13 protein-coding genes, 2 tRNA genes and 2 rRNA genes are annotated in these 17,222 nt (G+C 53.7%); 11 read left to right on the top strand and 6 right to left on the bottom strand.

From position 1 onward, the window contains the following. Positions 1-87: 87 nt before the first annotated feature. From AB1598_07660 to moeB, 3 genes are all read right to left on the bottom strand, one after another. Positions 88-810, bottom strand: coding sequence for an HTTM domain-containing protein (locus tag AB1598_07660; GenBank protein MEW6144876.1), 723 nt, complete (start codon positions 808-810; stop codon positions 88-90). A gap of 112 nt (positions 811-922) precedes the next feature. Further along, positions 923-1,396 (bottom strand): hypothetical protein, encoded by a 474-nt coding sequence (locus AB1598_07655; GenBank protein MEW6144875.1) that lies wholly within the window; start codon positions 1,394-1,396, stop codon positions 923-925. Between the two features lie 177 nt (positions 1,397-1,573). Further along, a complete protein-coding gene (gene moeB / locus AB1598_07650; protein ID MEW6144874.1) occupies positions 1,574-2,725 on the bottom strand; it encodes a molybdopterin-synthase adenylyltransferase MoeB in 1,152 nt (383 codons plus the stop codon). Positions 2,726-3,127: 402 nt separating this feature from the next. Here moeB and AB1598_07645 point away from each other — a divergent pair. From AB1598_07645 to AB1598_07625, 5 genes are all read left to right on the top strand, one after another. Further along, positions 3,128-4,690: ribosomal RNA gene (locus AB1598_07645) — 16S ribosomal RNA — on the top strand. Positions 4,691-4,798: 108 nt separating this feature from the next. Beyond that, a tRNA-Ile gene (locus AB1598_07640) sits at positions 4,799-4,875 on the top strand. Positions 4,876-4,937: 62 nt separating this feature from the next. After that, a tRNA-Ala gene (locus AB1598_07635) sits at positions 4,938-5,011 on the top strand. 106 nt (positions 5,012-5,117) lie between these two features. Next, positions 5,118-8,137 (top strand): 23S ribosomal RNA (locus AB1598_07630). Together the 16S and 23S rRNA genes with 2 tRNA genes alongside form the textbook arrangement of a ribosomal RNA operon. Before the next feature lie 164 nt (positions 8,138-8,301). Beyond that, positions 8,302-8,568, top strand: coding sequence for a hypothetical protein (locus tag AB1598_07625; GenBank protein MEW6144873.1), 267 nt, complete (start codon positions 8,302-8,304; stop codon positions 8,566-8,568). An 84-nt stretch (positions 8,569-8,652) separates the two neighbouring features. On the opposite strand, the gene AB1598_07620 is transcribed toward AB1598_07625, so the two are convergent. Next, positions 8,653-8,904 (bottom strand): hypothetical protein, encoded by a 252-nt coding sequence (locus AB1598_07620; protein ID MEW6144872.1) that lies wholly within the window; start codon positions 8,902-8,904, stop codon positions 8,653-8,655. Between the two features lie 168 nt (positions 8,905-9,072). On the opposite strand from AB1598_07620, the gene ald reads away from it, so the two are divergent. The 4 genes from ald (at position 9,073) to AB1598_07600 (ending at position 13,610) form a co-directional block, all read left to right on the top strand. Then, the gene (gene ald / locus AB1598_07615; protein ID MEW6144871.1) at positions 9,073-10,128 is read left to right on the top strand and encodes an alanine dehydrogenase; all 1,056 of its coding nucleotides are present in this window, start codon (positions 9,073-9,075) and stop codon (positions 10,126-10,128) included. A 220-nt stretch (positions 10,129-10,348) separates the two neighbouring features. Continuing rightward, entirely contained in the window at positions 10,349-12,028 is a 1,680-nt protein-coding gene (locus AB1598_07610) for a S8 family serine peptidase (protein ID MEW6144870.1), read from the top strand. A 272-nt stretch (positions 12,029-12,300) separates the two neighbouring features. Further along, positions 12,301-13,155, top strand: a complete 855-nt coding sequence (locus tag AB1598_07605; protein ID MEW6144869.1) for an outer membrane protein assembly factor BamD — start codon at positions 12,301-12,303, stop codon at positions 13,153-13,155. Further along, positions 13,152-13,610 (top strand): nuclear transport factor 2 family protein, encoded by a 459-nt coding sequence (locus AB1598_07600; protein ID MEW6144868.1) that lies wholly within the window; start codon positions 13,152-13,154, stop codon positions 13,608-13,610. Before AB1598_07605 ends, AB1598_07600 begins: the two co-directional genes overlap by 4 nt. 10 nt (positions 13,611-13,620) lie before the next feature. On the opposite strand, the gene dksA is transcribed toward AB1598_07600, so the two are convergent. Continuing rightward, positions 13,621-13,983: an RNA polymerase-binding protein DksA gene (dksA, locus tag AB1598_07595; protein MEW6144867.1), complete on the bottom strand. Its 363-nt coding sequence runs from the start codon at positions 13,981-13,983 to the stop codon at positions 13,621-13,623. A gap of 479 nt (positions 13,984-14,462) precedes the next feature. On the opposite strand from dksA, the gene AB1598_07590 reads away from it, so the two are divergent. After that, a complete protein-coding gene (locus AB1598_07590) occupies positions 14,463-15,335 on the top strand; it encodes a 50S ribosomal protein L11 methyltransferase (protein MEW6144866.1) in 873 nt (290 codons plus the stop codon). A gap of 64 nt (positions 15,336-15,399) precedes the next feature. Next, positions 15,400-16,434 (top strand): S-methyl-5-thioribose-1-phosphate isomerase, encoded by a 1,035-nt coding sequence (mtnA, locus tag AB1598_07585; protein MEW6144865.1) that lies wholly within the window; start codon positions 15,400-15,402, stop codon positions 16,432-16,434. A gap of 11 nt (positions 16,435-16,445) precedes the next feature. Here the strand turns inward: mtnA and AB1598_07580 are convergent, their stop codons facing one another. Beyond that, positions 16,446-16,850, bottom strand: coding sequence for a TraR/DksA C4-type zinc finger protein (locus AB1598_07580; GenBank protein ID MEW6144864.1), 405 nt, complete (start codon positions 16,848-16,850; stop codon positions 16,446-16,448). Between the last annotated feature and the right edge of the window lie 372 nt (positions 16,851-17,222).

Below are 17,222 nucleotides of genomic sequence, written 5' to 3'. Positions count from 1 at the left end.
TGTGAAATTATCGGTACGCAATTGATATATTTCAACCCCTTCTTTCCAGTACTGTTATACCGTCTTGTCCCAGCGCGATATTACTGCTCAGCTCGCCGGGGTCCTGCTTCCGCTCAGCTCGTCGATTACAACATGAACCTTGTCTGGATCAAAAAAGGACAAATAAAGCGCCCACATGGTCAGACTGAACGTACCGACCGGAAGCAGTATGTATATCAGTCCGTGAAATAATAAGCCCGGCAACACAAGCCACTTTCTTATTCTCTTGAACAGCAGTCCTATGAGCGCGTACTCGAGAAGAACGGTGGCCCAGGAGATTATTATCATTAATGTGTGAAATCCCGCGAGATCCGGGTAGTCCGACCCTGTGTATAACCACATGAATATATACTCAATGCGGTCTCCGCTGAGAAACTGCCAGTTTGTCTTATCAAAAGCCGTCCAGAAATAGATCAATGCGACCTGGAGAGATATTAATCTTAGCGCCCACAGGTTTCCCGACTCTCTGGGCGGCGCGCTCCCGTTTTTCTTTGCCTTTCGTACGCTCAGATAGCGGTCGACGGAATATGATCTGCCGCAGGGCGTTAACGCGCATAAGAACGTGGCGAAGGCGAGAAGATAAGTGTGGTGGTGGGTCCAGGGCTCTACGCCTCTCACCCACCCTGCATAGTAATACATGGTCAGAACTACGGCGGCGGTCCAGAGAGTGCTTAACCTCGTCCATATTCCGAAGAGCATGAGTGTCGTGGCTATGTAGAAGTTTACGCATAAAGCCTGACCTTCCGGGGTTCCCAGCGAGAAAAAAGTCATCGCGCCGCTCCATCGGGCCCATATTAACAATGCAAGGAAAATTCTGATCAGCGCCGAAGACCTGGTCGAAGCTTCGGTATGTAAACCCCAGTCGAGAAAGCTTCTCCAGGCGTTATTGAGCTGCGGCATCGTGTTTCAGCTCGCAGAGGTTTTTTTCAGCGTTATAGAGGGTCATCCATCCGTCGCTGGTGGCCATCCTGGCTTTAACTCTTAAATCGGCGTTATCGCCCAGATGCCGGCATAATCTCGCCGAGACGCGTTCGATCCCGGGCTTTCCCACGATTTTGAAAACCTCATCGGGGGCGCGTTTTGGTTTATCGTAGCCGAGGATTTCGAAGCGGTTTATTTCCTCTAATTTCCCGTCGGCAGCGACGTAAAATGCGGCATCAATGAGACCCTCACCCTTATGCAGGCCGGTCCCGTATTCTCTGAACATGGTCCATTGACGGAAAACCGGACTGCTTCCGCCTAAAACTTGTCTGTAAGCAGGTCCGAGCGTCATCCAAGCCAGGATAATGAAGAATAAGGCTGTACGAATAATAGAATCGGGGCGGGCGTATTTCTCCCTACTCTCGGCGCTGTCCATGGCAGACATAATATATGGAATGAATAAAAGAATAAAGATCGGGCTGCAGGGATAACGTGATGGTCCCGGGCCGGTCGGATAGCCGCCTATGGTTTTACGATAGGCGGCTCTGGTTGATAACGAAAATTAGTAGAGGAGCGATCAGGAACTTTACTGCCTGAGTTACATATAAGACGCCTAATACCTCGGCATGTCGGGGTCGTATTTCGCGGCCCAGGCATCTATGCCGCCTTTCAGGTTCTTTACCTTCTTGAAGCCCATGTTTCTCAAAAGCCTCGTCGCCTGGAGGCTCCTTCCCCCGACATGGCAGACCGTAACGATCTCATCCGCCGTGTCGAGCTCGTTCACCCTCTCAGGGAGCTCTCCTAACGGGATCAGCTTCGAGTCCCCGAAATTGCATATCTCGAATTCGTGCGGCTCCCTTACGTCGAGGATGACGATCTTCCCGTTCTTCGTGCGCAGATCGTGGAAATCTTCTACGGATATCTCCAGGCTGTCTGATTCGGCGAAACCGGGAACCTCCTCGCCGCGCCCTATGCCGCAGAACTCCTGGTAGTCTATGAGCTCCTTTATTATGGGGTGCTCGCCGCATATCGGGCAGTCGGGGTCCTTGCGGAGCTTGAGCTCCCTTATCTTCATCTCCATGACGTCGAGGAAGAGGAGCTTGCCTATAAGCGGCTCTCCCTTGCCTATTATGAGCTTAATGGCTTCGGCAGCTTGTAGAGTGCCGACTATGCCCGGCAGCACTCCGAGCACCCCGCCCTCGGCGCAGCTGGGCACTAGCCCCGGCGGCGGAGGCTCCGGGTAAAGGCACCTGTAGCAGGGGCCTCTCTTGGCGTCGAACACGCTGACCTGTCCCTCGAAGCGGAATATGCTCCCGTAGACGTTGGGCTTGCCCAGGAGCACGCACGCGTCGTTCACTAGGTATCTCGTCGCGAAGTTGTCGGTGCCGTCTATAACTATGTCGTAGTCCTTTATTATTTCCATCGCGTTCTCGGACGTGAGCATGGTGTTGTAGGTCGTGACGTCGATGTCGGAGTTGAGCTCGAGCAGCCTGTCCCTGGCCGATTCCACTTTCAGCACGCCGAGGGTTTCCTCGCTGTGAATGATCTGCCTCTGGAGGTTGCTGAAATCGACGACGTCGAAGTCGAGTATGCCCAGGTTCCCCACGCCCGCGGCCGCGAGATAAAGGGCGAGCGGTGAGCCTAACCCTCCCGCGCCTACGCACAATACGCGCGCATTCACAAGCTTTTCCTGGCCCTCCAGGCCCACTTCGGGCATGATGAGGTGTCTTGAGTAACGTCTTATTTGCTCGTTCGTGAGACCCATATTATCTACCGTCCCCTTGCTTTATATTTGTGAGTGAGGAATAAAATTAATACAGAAACCGGATACTTTCAACTCCGGCACGGCCCTGCGTATACAGGCGCGCAGGGGCTCCTTGAACATCTCGTAAACATGTATAATATATATTAAGGTCTCGGTCCGGTTTTAACAAGTTAGATACAACTTGCGGGCTTAAGGATTCGGCGCTATTGGGTGCTGAACCTGACCGGGTTTTCGGATTTTCAGTATTTTAAAAAAAGTATGTCTCTTTGTCTTGACATCCTTTTTCGTTCATTTATATTATATATCCCTTTGGCAAAAATATCTGAACAAGATATTCAGATCTTTGAAAATTAAATAGCAGATAAGCGGGCGAAGAAGAGCTAAGCAATCCTTTCATAAGATCATATGAAGAGTTTGATCCTGGCTCAGAGCGAACGCTGGCGGTATGCTTAACACATGCAAGTCGAGCGCGAAAGTGACTTCGGTCATGAGTAGAGCGGCGGACGGGTGCGTAACACGTGGATAATCTGCCTTTAGGACTGGGATAACTCTGGGAAACTAGGGCTAATACCGGATAAGACCACAGGTTCCATGGAACCAGGGGTAAAAGGCGGCTTTCGGGCTGTCACCAAAAGATGAGTCCGCGTCCCATCAGGTAGTTGGTGAGGTAACGGCTCACCAAGCCGAAGACGGGTAGCCGACCTTAGCGGGTGATCGGCCACACGGGGACTGAGACACGGCCCCGACTCCTACGGGAGGCAGCAGTGGGGAATCTTGGGCAATGGGCGCAAGCCTGACCCAGCAATACCGCGTGAGGGATGAAGGCCTTCGGGTCGTAAACCTCTGTCAGTAGGAACGATGGGTCTCCTGGCTAATATCCAGGAGACTTGACGGTACTTACAAAGGAAGCCCCGGCTAACTCCGTGCCAGCAGCCGCGGTAATACGGAGGGGGCGAGCGTTGCTCGGAATTACTGGGCGTAAAGGGTCCGCAGGTGGCCTCGTAAGTTAGATGTGAAATCTTAGGGCTTAACCCTGAAACTGCATCTAATACTGTGAGGCTCGAGTCCAGGAGAGGTTGGCGGAATTCCAGGTGTAGCGGTGAAATGCGTAGATATCTGGAGGAACACCAGTGGCGAAGGCGGCCAACTGGCCTGGTACTGACACTCAGGGACGAAAGCGTGGGTAGCGAACCGGATTAGATACCCGGGTAGTCCACGCCCTAAACGTTGGATGCTAGGTGTGGGGATGAAAATCTCTGTGCCGAAGTTAACGCATTAAGCATCCCGCCTGGGGAGTACGGTCGCAAGATTGAAACTCAAAGGAATTGGCGGGGGCCCGCACAAGCGGTGGAGCATGTGGTTTAATTCGATGCAAAGCGAAGAACCTTACCAGGGCTTGACATACTGAATTAAGCTTATGTGAAAGCATGGAGTGGTGTGAAGCTTGCTTTACACATTCAGTACAGGTGCTGCATGGCTGTCGTCAGCTCGTGCCGTGAGGTGTCCGGTTAAGTCCGGTAACGAGCGCAACCCCTATGTTTAGTTGCCAGCACGTAAGGTGGGAACTCTAAAGAGACTGCCGGCGACAAGCCGGAGGAAGGTGGGGACGACGTCAAGTCATCATGGCCCTTATGTCCTGGGCTACACACATGCTACAATGGCTGATACAATGGGTTGCAAAACCGCGAGGCGAAGCTAATCCCATCAAAGTCAGTCTCAGTTCGGATTGTAGGCTGCAACTCGCCTGCATGAAGTTGGAATCGCTAGTAATCGTGGATCAGCCACGCCACGGTGAATACGTTCCCGGGCCTTGCACACACCGCCCGTCACACCACGAAAGTCGGTTCTACCCGAAGTGGCTGCGCTAACCCGCAAGGGGGGCAGGCTCCTAAGGTAGGGCTGGTAATTGGGGTGAAGTCGTAACAAGGTAGCCGTAGGGGAACCTGCGGCTGGATCACCTCCTTTTTCACGGAGAAAAATTGCTTTCTCTTTCTTCTGTTCGCTTTATCTGCTATTAAATTTTGGTGCTTTCCCGGAGTAAAAGTGGAGTCGGCTGTTAGGTCAACTAACGACGGGCCTATAGCTCAGCAGGCTAGAGCGCACCCCTGATAAGGGTGAGGTCGGTGGTTCGACTCCACCTAGGCCCACCACCGATAGCTGATCTAGTACCTGATTCTTACTTCGTTGAGATTCTCGGATTAGTAGTTCAATCGGGGGTGTAGCTCAGCTTGGGAGAGCGCCTGCCTTGCAAGCAGGAGGTCGGCGGTTCGATCCCGCTCACCTCCATAAGATTGCAAACAAAGCAAATCTATATTTGCATGGATCTTTGACAATTTCATATTGTGCTGAGTAATCGAGCGTGCTTAATTATGCGGTGATTTTCATACCTTGCAGTTAAGATACTCAGGGCAGATATGTGGATGCCTTGGCGACGGACGGCGATGAAGGACGTAGTAAGCTGCGATAAGCCTCGGGGAGCCGCTAAACAGGCTGTGATCCGGGGATTTCCGAATGGGAAAACCTGGCCGAGCAAACCTCGGCCATATTAGGGTGAATACATAGCCCTAATAGGCAAACGAGGGGAAGTGAAACATCTCAGTACCCTCAGGAAGAGAAATCAACCGACATTCCCTTAGTAGCGGCGAGCGAAAGGGGAAGAGCCTAAACCTTATACGTGTTAAAGCTTACGGGCGTTGCATATAAGGTGTCGCGGGATGCAGTTTGAAGGACCCGTAAGTCCTTCGGGAAGTTACAAAACTCTATACTAGTTGAAGCATCTGGAAAGTTGCACCATAGAGGGTGACAGTCCTGTAAACGAAAGTATTGGAGTCTTCCTTACTGTATTCCCGAGTACCCCGGACCACGTGAAAGTTTGGGGGAATCTGGGAGGACCACCTTCCAAGGCTAAATACGTGCCGTCGACCGATAGTGAACAAGTACCGTGAGGGAAAGGTGAAAAGAACCCCGGTGAGGGGAGTGAAATAGAATCTGAAACTGTCTGCCTGCGATCGGTGGAAGGGCTATATCCTGGGAGCTTGCTTTCAGGAAATGCCTGACCGCGTACCTTTTGCATAATGGGCCAGCGAGTTATCTTCAGCGGCTAGGTTAAGCCGAGAGAGGTGTAGCCGTAGCGAAAGCGAGTCTGAACGGGGCGTTCAGTCGCTGGAGATAGACCCGAAGCGAGTCGATCTATCCATGACCAGGGTGAAGCAGAGAGAAAACCTCCGTGGAGGCCCGCACCGGTTAGGGTTGAAAACCTATCGGATGAGTTGTGGATCGGAGCGAAAGACTAAACAAGGCTCGTGATAGCTGGTTCTCCCCGAAATATATTTAGGTATAGCCTCACGTTTTGGCGGGTGGAGGTAGAGCACTGAATGGGCTAGGGGGTTGAAAGACCTACCAAACCCAATCAAACTCCGAATGCCATCTTGCCTAGCGTGGGAGTCAGTCCAAGGGAGATAAGTTCCTTGGGCGAGAGGGAAACACCCCAGATCGTCAGCTAAGGCCCCAAAATTCGGGCTAAGTGGTAAAGGATGTGAAGTCGCATTGACAGCCAGGAGGTAGGCTTAGAAGCAGCCACCCTTTAAAGAGTGCGTAACTGCCCACTGGTCGATGCGACTTTGCGCCGAAAATGAAACGGGGCTCAAGCCCGGTGCCGAAGCTACGGGTTGTATTTTATACAGCGGTAGGGGAGCGTTCTCAAAGGGCTGAAGGACTACCGTAAGGAGGTCTGGACTTTTGAGAAGTGAGAATGCTGGCATGAGTAGCGATAAAGGTGGTGAGAATCCACCTCGCCGTAAGCCTAAGGGTTCCTGGGGAAGGCTCGTCCTCCCAGGGTAAGTCGGGACCTAAGGCGAGGCCGAAAGGCGTAGTCGATGGAAAACGGGTTAATATTCCCGTACCACTCAATCGGAGTGAAGTGGTGACAAAGGAGGGTAGGTCAGCCGGGCGTCGGATATCCCGGTTCAAGCATGTAGGGGGAAGAGATAGGCAAATCCGTCTCTTCGTTAACCCTGAGGTGCGAGTACGAGGGGCGTTAGCCCCATAAAGTGATTGAGCCCAAACTTTCGAGAAAAGCCTCGTAGCGTTGATGATTGAGTGCCCGTACCGTAAACGGACACACGTAGGCGAGTTGAGTATACTAAGGCGCGTGAGAGAACTTTGGCTAAGGAACTCGGCAACATAGCCCCGTAACTTCGGGATAAGGGGTGCCCACACTAGGTGAAAGCCCTGCGGCTGGAGCCGAAGTGGGTCACAGTAAAGAGGCGGTGACGACTGTTTACTAAAAACACAGGGCTCTGCAAAGTCGCAAGACGACGTATAGGGTCTGACGCCTGCCCGGTGCCGGACGGTTAAGGGGATGGGTCATTCTGGTTCGCCAGGAGAAGCTCAGAACCGAAGCCCCGGTAAACGGCGGCCGTAACTATAACGGTCCTAAGGTAGCGAAATTCCTTGTCGGGTAAGTTCCGACCTGCATGAAAGGCGTAACGATTGCCGCGCTGTCTCGGCCAAATGCTCAGCGAAATTGTGGTTCCGGTGAAGACGCCGGGTACCCGCTGCGGGACGGAAAGACCCCGTGCACCTTTACTATACCTTAGCACTGGATTTTGGTGCTGCATGCGTAGCATAGGTGGGAGCCTGTGAAACTCTGCTTCAGGGCGGAGCGGAGGCAATAGTGAAATACCACCCTTGTACCATTAGGATTCTAACTGAGATCCGTCATCCGGATCCAGGACAATGCTAGGCGGGTAGTTTGACTGGGGCGGTCGCCTCCTAAAGAGTAACGGAGGCGTGCAAAGGTTCCCTCAGCCTGATTGGAAACCAGGCGGAGAGTGCAAAGGCATAAGGGAGCTTGACTGCGAGACTGACAAGTCGAGCAGATGCGAAAGCAGGTCTTAGTGACCCGGTGGCTCCGAGTGGAAGGGCCATCGATCAACGGATAAAAGGTACGCCGGGGATAACAGACTTATCTCCCCCAAGAGTCCACATCGACGGGGAGGTTTGGTACCTCGATGTCGGCTCATCGCATCCTGGGGCTGGAGAAGGTCCCAAGGGTTTGGCTGTTCGCCAATTAAAGCGGTACGCGAGCTGGGTTTAGAACGTCGTGAGACAGTTCGGTCCCTATCTGCAGCGGGCGTAGGAGACTTGAGGGGATCTGCTCATAGTACGAGAGGACCTGAGTGGACGAGCCTCTAGTGTACCAGTTGTCACGCCAGTGGCAGCGCTGGGTAGTTATGCTCGGACGGGATAACCGCTGAAGGCATCTAAGCGGGAAACCCACCCCAAGACTAGGTCTCCCAAATCAAAAGATTTCTAAAGGTCCCTCGAAGACTACGAGGTTGATAGGCACTAGGTGTAAGCACAGTAATGTGTTGAGCTGAAGTGTACTAACTGACCGTGCGGCTTAACTGCGGGGTTTTGAAAGTTACCGCTAATTTCACGCGAGAACTCAGCACAATATGTAATTGTCGAAGATCTTGTTTGCATCTTCTATAATCCGTCAGGATATTCCCTAACATAAATAATTCCTGTAATCTGATTGCAGGATTATTTTATTCTCTAGAGGGGGTGTCCGGATGTCGGTTTACCTAATCACGTACGAGCTCCACTACGATAAGGACTACGAGAAGATTCACGAGGCGATAGAGTCGTTAGGCGGATGCATACACTGCCTACGGTCGATATGGCTCGTCAATACGAGCTTCTCCATCTCGGAGATACACGAGATACTCAAGGACAAGATAGACTCAGACGATTCACTCCTGATATTGAAACCCTCCCGCGAGTGGGATGGCTTTAACCTCCCCATCCCCTGCAAAACCTGGCTCAAGCATCATTTGTGATTAGCGACCAGACTAACATCACGAGGATTTCTTTACCCGGCCTATGGTCGACAGAAGCGTGTGTCTCATTTTTGTAACCAGGACTTAGGCGTAGATTTCTTTATGGCCGGATTCTGTAAGTACTAAAGCATTACTATTTTCATCCGATACCTTTAGATAACCTTCCTCAATCAAATTCCCTAAAGCCTCAGCTAACTCCGCAACTATATTGGGATGCTCCTTTAAATTTGTCCTTTCAAAGATTACAGTCGGAATTACCTGCTGTGAAAAACCACGTCCTTCCTGAATACTCCTCTCCCTGTACAGATTTAAAATCTCTTTCTCTAAATAAGTCATAATAGACCTCCTATAAATAGTCTTTACTAGAAAAACGATTTTAATTTAATTTGCGCACCTATGATTGAGGAATATTTCATTCTAGTCTTACCGGCACTATAATTTTAAGCACAACGGTTTAACTATCTTCCCATCCCCAGTTGCAAATGCTATTCTGTAGTCACTCACATGGTCGTAGGCATCCCTAAAGAGAGGAAAATTCAGGAATACAGGGTGGCTTTGACACCCCAGGCGGTGCGTGTTCTGGTCGAGCGCGGGCACAGGGTCCTCATTGAGAAAGACGCGGGTGCGGGGAGCGGGATTCCCGATTCGGAATATAAGAAAGCGGGAGCCCGGATCGTAAAAACCGAAGAAGAGCTCTTCAAGAAAGCGGAGCTCATCGTCAAGGTAAAAGAGCCTCTTCCTGTCGAATACCCTTTAATAAAAGAACATCACACGCTCTTTTGCTATCTCCACTTAGCTGCCGACAAGAAATTAGTCGATGCCCTCAATAAGAGCGGCTGCAGGGCGATTGCCTTCGAGACGGTCGAGCTTCCGGACGGGTCGCTCCCTCTCCTCGTGCCGATGAGCAAGATAGCTGGCAGGCTCTCCGTTCAGGTTGGCGTCCACTTCCTCCAGAAATCGAAGGGAGGGAAGGGTGTGCTCCTCTCGGGCGCGGCAGGGGTGAGGAACGGGCGGGTAACGGTCATAGGCGGCGGCACTGTGGGTCTTAACGCTGTCCTCTCCGCCTTGGGACTCGGCGCGGAAGTGACGGTGATCGACAACAAGCACCCGAAGCTCGAATTCTTCTACGAGCATTTCGAGGGGAGGGTGAAGACTCTGCCTTCCTATCCCGAAGTGATCGCGGGAGAGTTAGCTAAATGCGACCTCGCCGTAGGCGCGGTGCTGGTGACGGGCGCGAGGGCCCCGAGGGTCATAACGAAGAATATGATCGCGGGCATGGAAGAGGGGAGCGTATTCGTCGACGTTGCCATAGACCAGGGCGGGTGCTCCGAGACGAGCGTGCCGACGACCCACGACGCCCCCGTGTACAAGACGCTCGGCGTGACCCATTACTGCGTTACGAACATGCCGGCGCTCGTCTCCAGGACTTCGACATATTCGCTCTCGAATACTATTCTCCCCTATGTCGCTGAGCTTGCCGCAGGCAGGATCGGGCAAAACGAAGCCCTTTTAAAGGGAATAAATATCGAGGACGGCCGGTTGAAAATTGATATTTCATGAAATTCTCCAGATATCACAGGGAATTAATAAAGGTGACAATTTGCGTCACCATGTAACAATTATTAGTTGAATGTCTGAAAGCCCCGATGTTTATTGTGACTTAAGTTCTCGTATTTGTTGGTAAATCTGATCCGGTGCAGGTGGCATAAACATTGCAACTTTTTAAAACGGGGTTATTCAACAAATTTCATCGGTTCTCAGTCACAGGGAGGATATAAAAATGGCTATGACAAGGAAGCTGGCGGCGAAATTATCCATAGCCCTCATTCTCTTTCTCGTTACGTGCTCGATCGCTCATTTTTCTTATGCCGGGGAAGATTACGTCACGGACGAACTAATCGTAAAAATGAAGAGCGGCACCGATGAATCGGCCGCCGCTTCGATGTTGAACAGAAGGGGGTCGGTCTTAAGAAAATCGTTCTCGGACCTCCGCATGATGCTCGTTCAGATAGCGCCCGGGGATACGATCGAGGACGTGGAGAGGTCTCTCGAAAGCAATCCCGACGTGGAATACGTCGAAAAGAATTACATAGTGTACGCGGACCTGAACCCCAACGATCCGAGGTTCGGAGAGCAGACTTATCTGAACGTCATAGACGCCCCTCCGGCGTGGAACACTCAAACAGGCAATTCTAACGTTGTGATCGCAGTGCTCGACACGGGAGTCGAAGGGACTCACGAGGACATAACCGGCAAGCTGCTCCCGGGGTGCAGCGTCATAGGCGGCTTTACGGAAAGCAGCTGCGGCTCGAACGTCGACGATAATAACGGGCACGGGACCGGCGTCGCGGGCACAGCCGCGGCCAAGACCAACAACGGGCTCGGGGCTGCCGGATTATGCTGGAATTGTCCGATACTCCCGGTGAAGGTGCTGAGCGACAGCGGATCGGGGACGCTCGCCGACACCGTAGAGGGGATATTGTTCGCCCGCAACTACGCCTTGAATAATCCGACCAAGAAAGTAGTGATAAATATGAGCCTCGGCAGGGACTGTCAGTCTTCAGGCGTCACCCAGGCCGAGCAGGACGCCATCGACGCGGCATGGAGCGCGGGCGTGCTGGTCGTCGCGTCAGCCGGGAACTCCGGAAACAGCAACCTCCAGTGCCCGGCCGCGGCGAATCACGTGATAGCCGTGTCGGCTACGACTAACAGCGACACGCTCGCGAGCTTTTCGAGCTACGGGAGCTTCGTCGATCTGGCCGCTCCGGGCGTAGGGATAGTAAACGCGATCGGGACGTCCGACGCCGCCGGAAGTTTTTACGCGAGCTGGTCCGGGACTTCTTTCTCAGCGCCGATAGTAAGCGGCGTTGCGGGCCTGGTCTGGTCCGCCAAAGGCACACTCACGAACGCGGAAGTCGATCAGATACTGAGAGATACGGCCGAGAATATAGGGTCTGCGACATTCTTCGGCGAAGGGCGGGTAAACGCCGATTTTGCGGTGGACCTAGCTTCGTCGGGCAGTCCCGCACCCTCGCCCGCTCCGTCGCCCGCTCCGGGTCCGGTGCCTACTCCCACGCCTGCTCCGATCACGGGCGGCACCCTCTCGGGCTTTGTCCCCGGTACGGCAGGCTTAAAGAATTCGTTGACCGTAACCGGAGCGCCGAGGGGCGCCACAGTCAGATTCTATTATTCGAGGTATACGGGCACGACCTCGATCACGAGCGGGGTCTGCAAAGGGAAGACGCTTAGCCTGAGAAGCCCTACATTGATTGGCACGGCTACGGCGGATTCGACGGGGAAAGCTACGATCAACGCCAATCTGTCGAGCACGCTAGGCGGAAGGACCATATACATACAGTCGAGGGTCGAGAATTCGACTTCGTGCAAGATCACGAACAGGGTGACACAGACGATCAAGAAGAAATCGGGTTCGTCTTCGAGCCGCCCGATCTTTTGGTAGGCTGAGCTTTTAGTCCGGGGTGCCTCTTTTCGGGCGCTTTTATACGGGACGGGAACCCGGTAAGATGCCGGAGCTCAGCCGGCCGGACGAGAGTATCCGTGCCCCGGATCATGTCGAAAAATGGCTGCCTCGGCTCCGTCTGCCGCGGATATTCCGGTTAACGTTCGATAATCTGTTTACCGTAAATATTGACAGGCGGCTGGCTGCCCTCATTTTGCCAATTTCCGTCCGAACTTGACACGGATATTTTTATCAAAATACTATAAGACTTCATGACGAAAATTCTCGCGGTATTCATTCTCGCCGTCTCCCTCCTCTTCGTAATAAATTGCGGCTCGAAAAAAGTTCCGAAAGACCTCACGGACGAGCAGCTCTACGACGACGCCGTGAAGGAGCTCACGGCCGATAAAGGCGGCTTCCCCTGGATATTCAGGGGCAGGGACTGGGATATGATCTTCGCGTACCTGAAAGAGATACAGCTCAGATACACTTACAGCCCCTACGCCGCGCTCGCCGAGCTTAGGACGGGTGACGCGTACTTCGAAAAGGAAGAATACGAGCAGGCCGCGATCGAGTACGAGGAGTTCCTGAAGCGGCACCCGGGCCATGCGGAGGCCCCATACGCCACATACAGGACCGCACTCTCGTATTATAAGGAAATGAGCAGCCCCGACAGGGACCCGCTCAATACACGGCTCGCGCTTCAATGGTTTAATACCTTCATCGAGAAATACCCGGACTCTCCGCTCGCGCCCGACGCGCGCGAGAGGGCTCTCCGCTGCAGGGACAGGCTCGCCCGGAGAGAGATATATATAGGCAACTTTTATTCACGGCGGGATAATTACAGGGCCGCGGCGGACAGGTACAAGATCGTCGTGAACGATTACAACGATACCCAGAGGTACCAGGAAGCGCTTTATCTCCTCGGAAGGGCGTACGCGAAATCGGACCAGTTCGACCTCGCGCGGCAGACCCTCGGACGCCTCGTCCAGGAATTCCCCAACGAAAAGTATTCCGGCAAGGCCACATCGCTCCTGAACGATATCCAGGGCAAGACCGCTCCTCCCCCTACTCCTTCTCCGCAGGAGGAAAAAAAGGCGGAGCCCGCAGAGCCTAAGCAGGGATGAGAGTCCTCCTATGTCTCTTTCTCGTTCTTACGTCCTTCGCCGCCTCATGCGGGAACGATGAGGATAGGGCGATCGTAGAGGTCCTGTCCATGAGGACCGAGGCTTTCGAAACGAAGGACGCTGCCCTCTACATGACCCTGATCGCGCCTGACTACAGGCAGGAGGTCAAGGGCAAGGTCATAGGGCCCGGGGAGATCAAAAAGAACTTCGAGGTGAACGTAAAGCTCTTCGACAAGGTGAGCCTCAAGCATTCCGACAGGACTATATACAGGGACGGCGACAGGGCCGAGGTCTTTCAGAGGACTGTCGTCAGCGCCGAAGACTCGGACGGCAAAAGCAAGATGAGGATTAAAGAGAAGATACTGATGGCCAAAAAGAACGGCAAATGGGTTATAGTGCGGGAGTCGGACGAGGATTTCTTTTACGGCTACGTTTTTGGACGCAGTAAAGACTGACCGGTACCGTTTACATGCCGAACTGCCTTTCCACCTGTTCCTGTTCTTCCTTGCAGCTTATGCAGAGGGTAGTCTCCGGCCTTACCTCCAGCCTGTCTTCCGTGATCTCCTCCCCGCATATCTCGCACACTCCGTAAGTCCCGTCTTCAGTTTTCTGGATCGCTTTCCGTATTTTTTGTATGAGCTTTCTTTCCCTGTCCCGTTTCCTGAGCTCTATAGTGCTGTTGGATTCGGAGAGCGCCCTGTCGAGCGGGTCCGGGAACGTGCCGTTGCCCTCGCTCATGCGCGTAACCGTGTCTTCCGCGATACCTAGAAGGTCGGCCATCCTTTTGATGAGGATTTCCCTGAAGTGCTTGAGCCTTTGCTTGTCCATCGAAAAATTATAGCACCTATGGCAAATAGTGTAAAACATACCGGCGGCGCGGGTAAGTATCCCTGCGGGATGCGGGATGTCCGGCTTCGCTATAGCTTCGCCGTGACGAGCAGGATGCATGATTCAGGATGCATGATTCGGGATATGGTCCTCTACCCGTTCGTACTGAGGCGCGGAACCTGCGCTCGCATACGGTCCCTCGGCTGCTCCTCCGGCTCAGCCGGATAGAGCCAAATAATCTTGAACTGCGCGCCTGTCCCGAGCGAAGTCGAAGGATCGAAGTATGAACGGGTTAAATGCCGGATTTTGAAACAAGCCTGTCCTGAACCATGCCCTGAACTTGTTTCAGGGTTGTTTCAGGATTCAGGACATGGTCCGGGACGGGCCGCGATATAGCCCGCTGCGGCTGATGAGGATTATGCAGTCTCTCTTTCCCGGTTATTATTATTGGCTATCATTCGATCGTCCGGGGGGGACACTTGCTAAAACTGTCGCAGATAAGGTTCAGGGCATCCGGGGACACGGCTTCACTCTATTCGGACTTCCTCCTGGGCCTGGGCTCCATGGGAGTGGCCGAGGACATAATGCCCGACGGCACGAGCGAGATTTCTGCGTATTTCCCGATGGAGACCGACCTCGAATCGGTGATGAACGGCCTGAGAGAGTATTCGGACATGCTCGGCGACGGTGCGAAAGGGGCCGGGATAGGGTCTCCGGAAGTCGAGCACATAGACCGCTCGAGCTGGGAGGTCTGGAAGACCCTGCTCACGAAGGTAAGGGCAGGGGAGAAGGTCGTGATAATACCTCCCTGGGAGGAGCACGCGCCTTCGGAAGGCGAGACGGTGATCGAGATAAACCCGTCGCTCGCCTTCGGCACGGGGCACCACGAGACGACGCGGCTCTGCATCGCTTTCATCGAGGCCCTGGTCAGGACCGGAAACGTGAAGAGCATGCTCGACGTCGGGTGCGGGAGCGCAATTCTCTCCATAGCCGCCTACAAGCTCGGCATAGGGAACGTTACCGGCTTCGATACCGACCCCATTGCGATAAGCGAGTCGAGGAAGAACGCCCGGAGGAACGGGGTGCTCGGCAAGATAAAATTCTTCTGCGGCTATATCGAGAGCGCCCGCGGCGTTTACGACCTTATAGTCGCCAACGTATACCTCGAGCCTATATATCACATGAGAGAGGCATTCAAGTCCAGGCTCGCTCCCGGGGGCACGCTCGTCGTTTCAGGCATCCCGGTCATCAGAAGGGACGAGGCCGTTGACTACCTCGTAAAGGCCGGGTTCAGGCTGTATAAAGAGATGAGGGAGGGCGACTGGGTCGCACTCGCGTTCAGGCTCGATTGATTAAGCGCTCCGCTCCTGTAAACTGATACGCGCGTGTTTAAAACGGATTTTAAAGGGTGACGGCATGTCCTCGTTCAAGACGATAGAGTGGAAGGAAGACAGGGTGGTGATGATAGACCAGACTAAGCTCCCCGGCGAGGAGGTCTACGTCGAGTGCTTGACGTACGAGGACGTGGCGGACGCGATAAGGCGCATGGTCATAAGGGGCGCGCCCGCTATAGGGGTCGCCGCGGGAATGGGCATAGCGTTGGGCGCGGTCGGCTTGCGGACGACCGACAGGGGTGAATTCATATCAGAGGTGAAGAGGATCGCGGGTGTGATCCTCGCCACGAGACCCACGGCGGTCAACCTTTCCTGGGCCGTAAAGAGGATGCTCGGAGTGCTCATGGAAAGGGGAGGGGACGTCGGGGAATTAAAGTCAAGGCTTGTCGGGGAAGCCCGGCTCATGCTCGAAGAAGATATCAACACCTGCAAAATGATCGGAAAGAGCGGAGCACCGCTGATAAAGGACAATTCCACGGTGCTCACGCACTGCAACGCGGGCGCGCTCGCGACCGGGGGTTACGGGACCGCTCTCGGCGTTATAAGGGCTGCCCTGGAGGAGGGAAAGAAGGTAAAAGTCATCGCCACCGAGACGAGGCCTTTCCTCCAGGGAGCGCGTCTCACCGCGTGGGAGCTCCGGAGGGACGGCATCCCGGTATCGCTCATCACAGACAGCATGGCGGGTTACATAATGAGCAAGGGTATGGTCGACGCGGTCGTAGTAGGAGCTGACCGGATAGCCGCGAACGGGGACGTTGCCAACAAGATAGGGACGTACACTCTCTCCGTTCTCGCCAAAACCCACGATATCCCTTTTTATGTCGCGGCCCCGCTGTCGACCATAGACTTCGAATGCCCCGGAGGGGAATCTATCCCGATCGAGGAGAGGAGCCCGCTCGAAGTCACGCATATATCCGGCGTGAGGATAGCGCCCGAGGTCGGCGTCTATAACCCGGCGTTCGACGTCACGCCTGAAGCGAACGTAACCTCCATTATTACAGAGAAGGGCGCTGTCGTTAAGCCTTACGGGGTTAATCTGCCGAAGCTGCGCGGGTAGCGCGGGCGGCGCTACTGCCTCTCGAGGTCTTCCTGGCAGGAAAGACAGAGTTTCGTGAACGGCATCGCAGCGAGCCTTTCCTTGTCGATCTCCTCTTCGCACGACTCGCATATGCCGTACGTGCCCGTTTCGATCCTCTTGAGCGCGTCGTCGACGTGTGTGAGCTTTTCCCTTTCCCTGTCGGCGAGCATGAGGGCGAGCTCGCGGTCCCTGTCGGTCGAGGCGTGGTCGTAGAAGTCCCCGATGTCGAACTTCAGGTGATCGGATTCCGCTCTCATGGTCTGGGTAACTTCCAGGAGCAGCTCTTTACGCATCTGGAGGAGCATCTTCTTTGTTTCGTCCCTCCAATCCTTCTTCTCTTTCTTCGGCTTCTTCGTTACTTTCTTCTTCGGGGGTGCCTTTTTGCTCTTTGCCATGATAGTAAGGGATCTCCTTGATCGTTTGTGGATTACTTAACCGTCTATAATCGTTTAAATATTAAGACCGGTTTTCAGCTCCCTCTTAACCACACCGCGAAATCTGTTGCGGATAAATCGTCCTTCGGCCGACATGAAATCAAAAGCAAAGGTGTATTAAGATAAGTACATTAACGGGTTTGTCAAGAGTATATGTTCAGGTCTCCGTGCTGACGCCTGTCAGGCGCTTCCCGTGTAACAAGAGTCCCTGACGGACGGCCCGGACTTTAATTATAAATTTCCCTTGCATCCGTGCGGCTTATAATTATTGCGGCACCGGAAAATAACCCCGACAACGGGTCTCGGACCCTGTGAGGCCCTGAGAAGCGTAGA

Source organism: Thermodesulfobacteriota bacterium (genome assembly GCA_040754335.1).
GTDB lineage: Bacteria > Desulfobacterota_D > UBA1144 > Nemesobacterales > UBA2774 > 2-12-FULL-53-21.
This window is presented reverse-complemented; position numbering and strand designations above follow the sequence as displayed.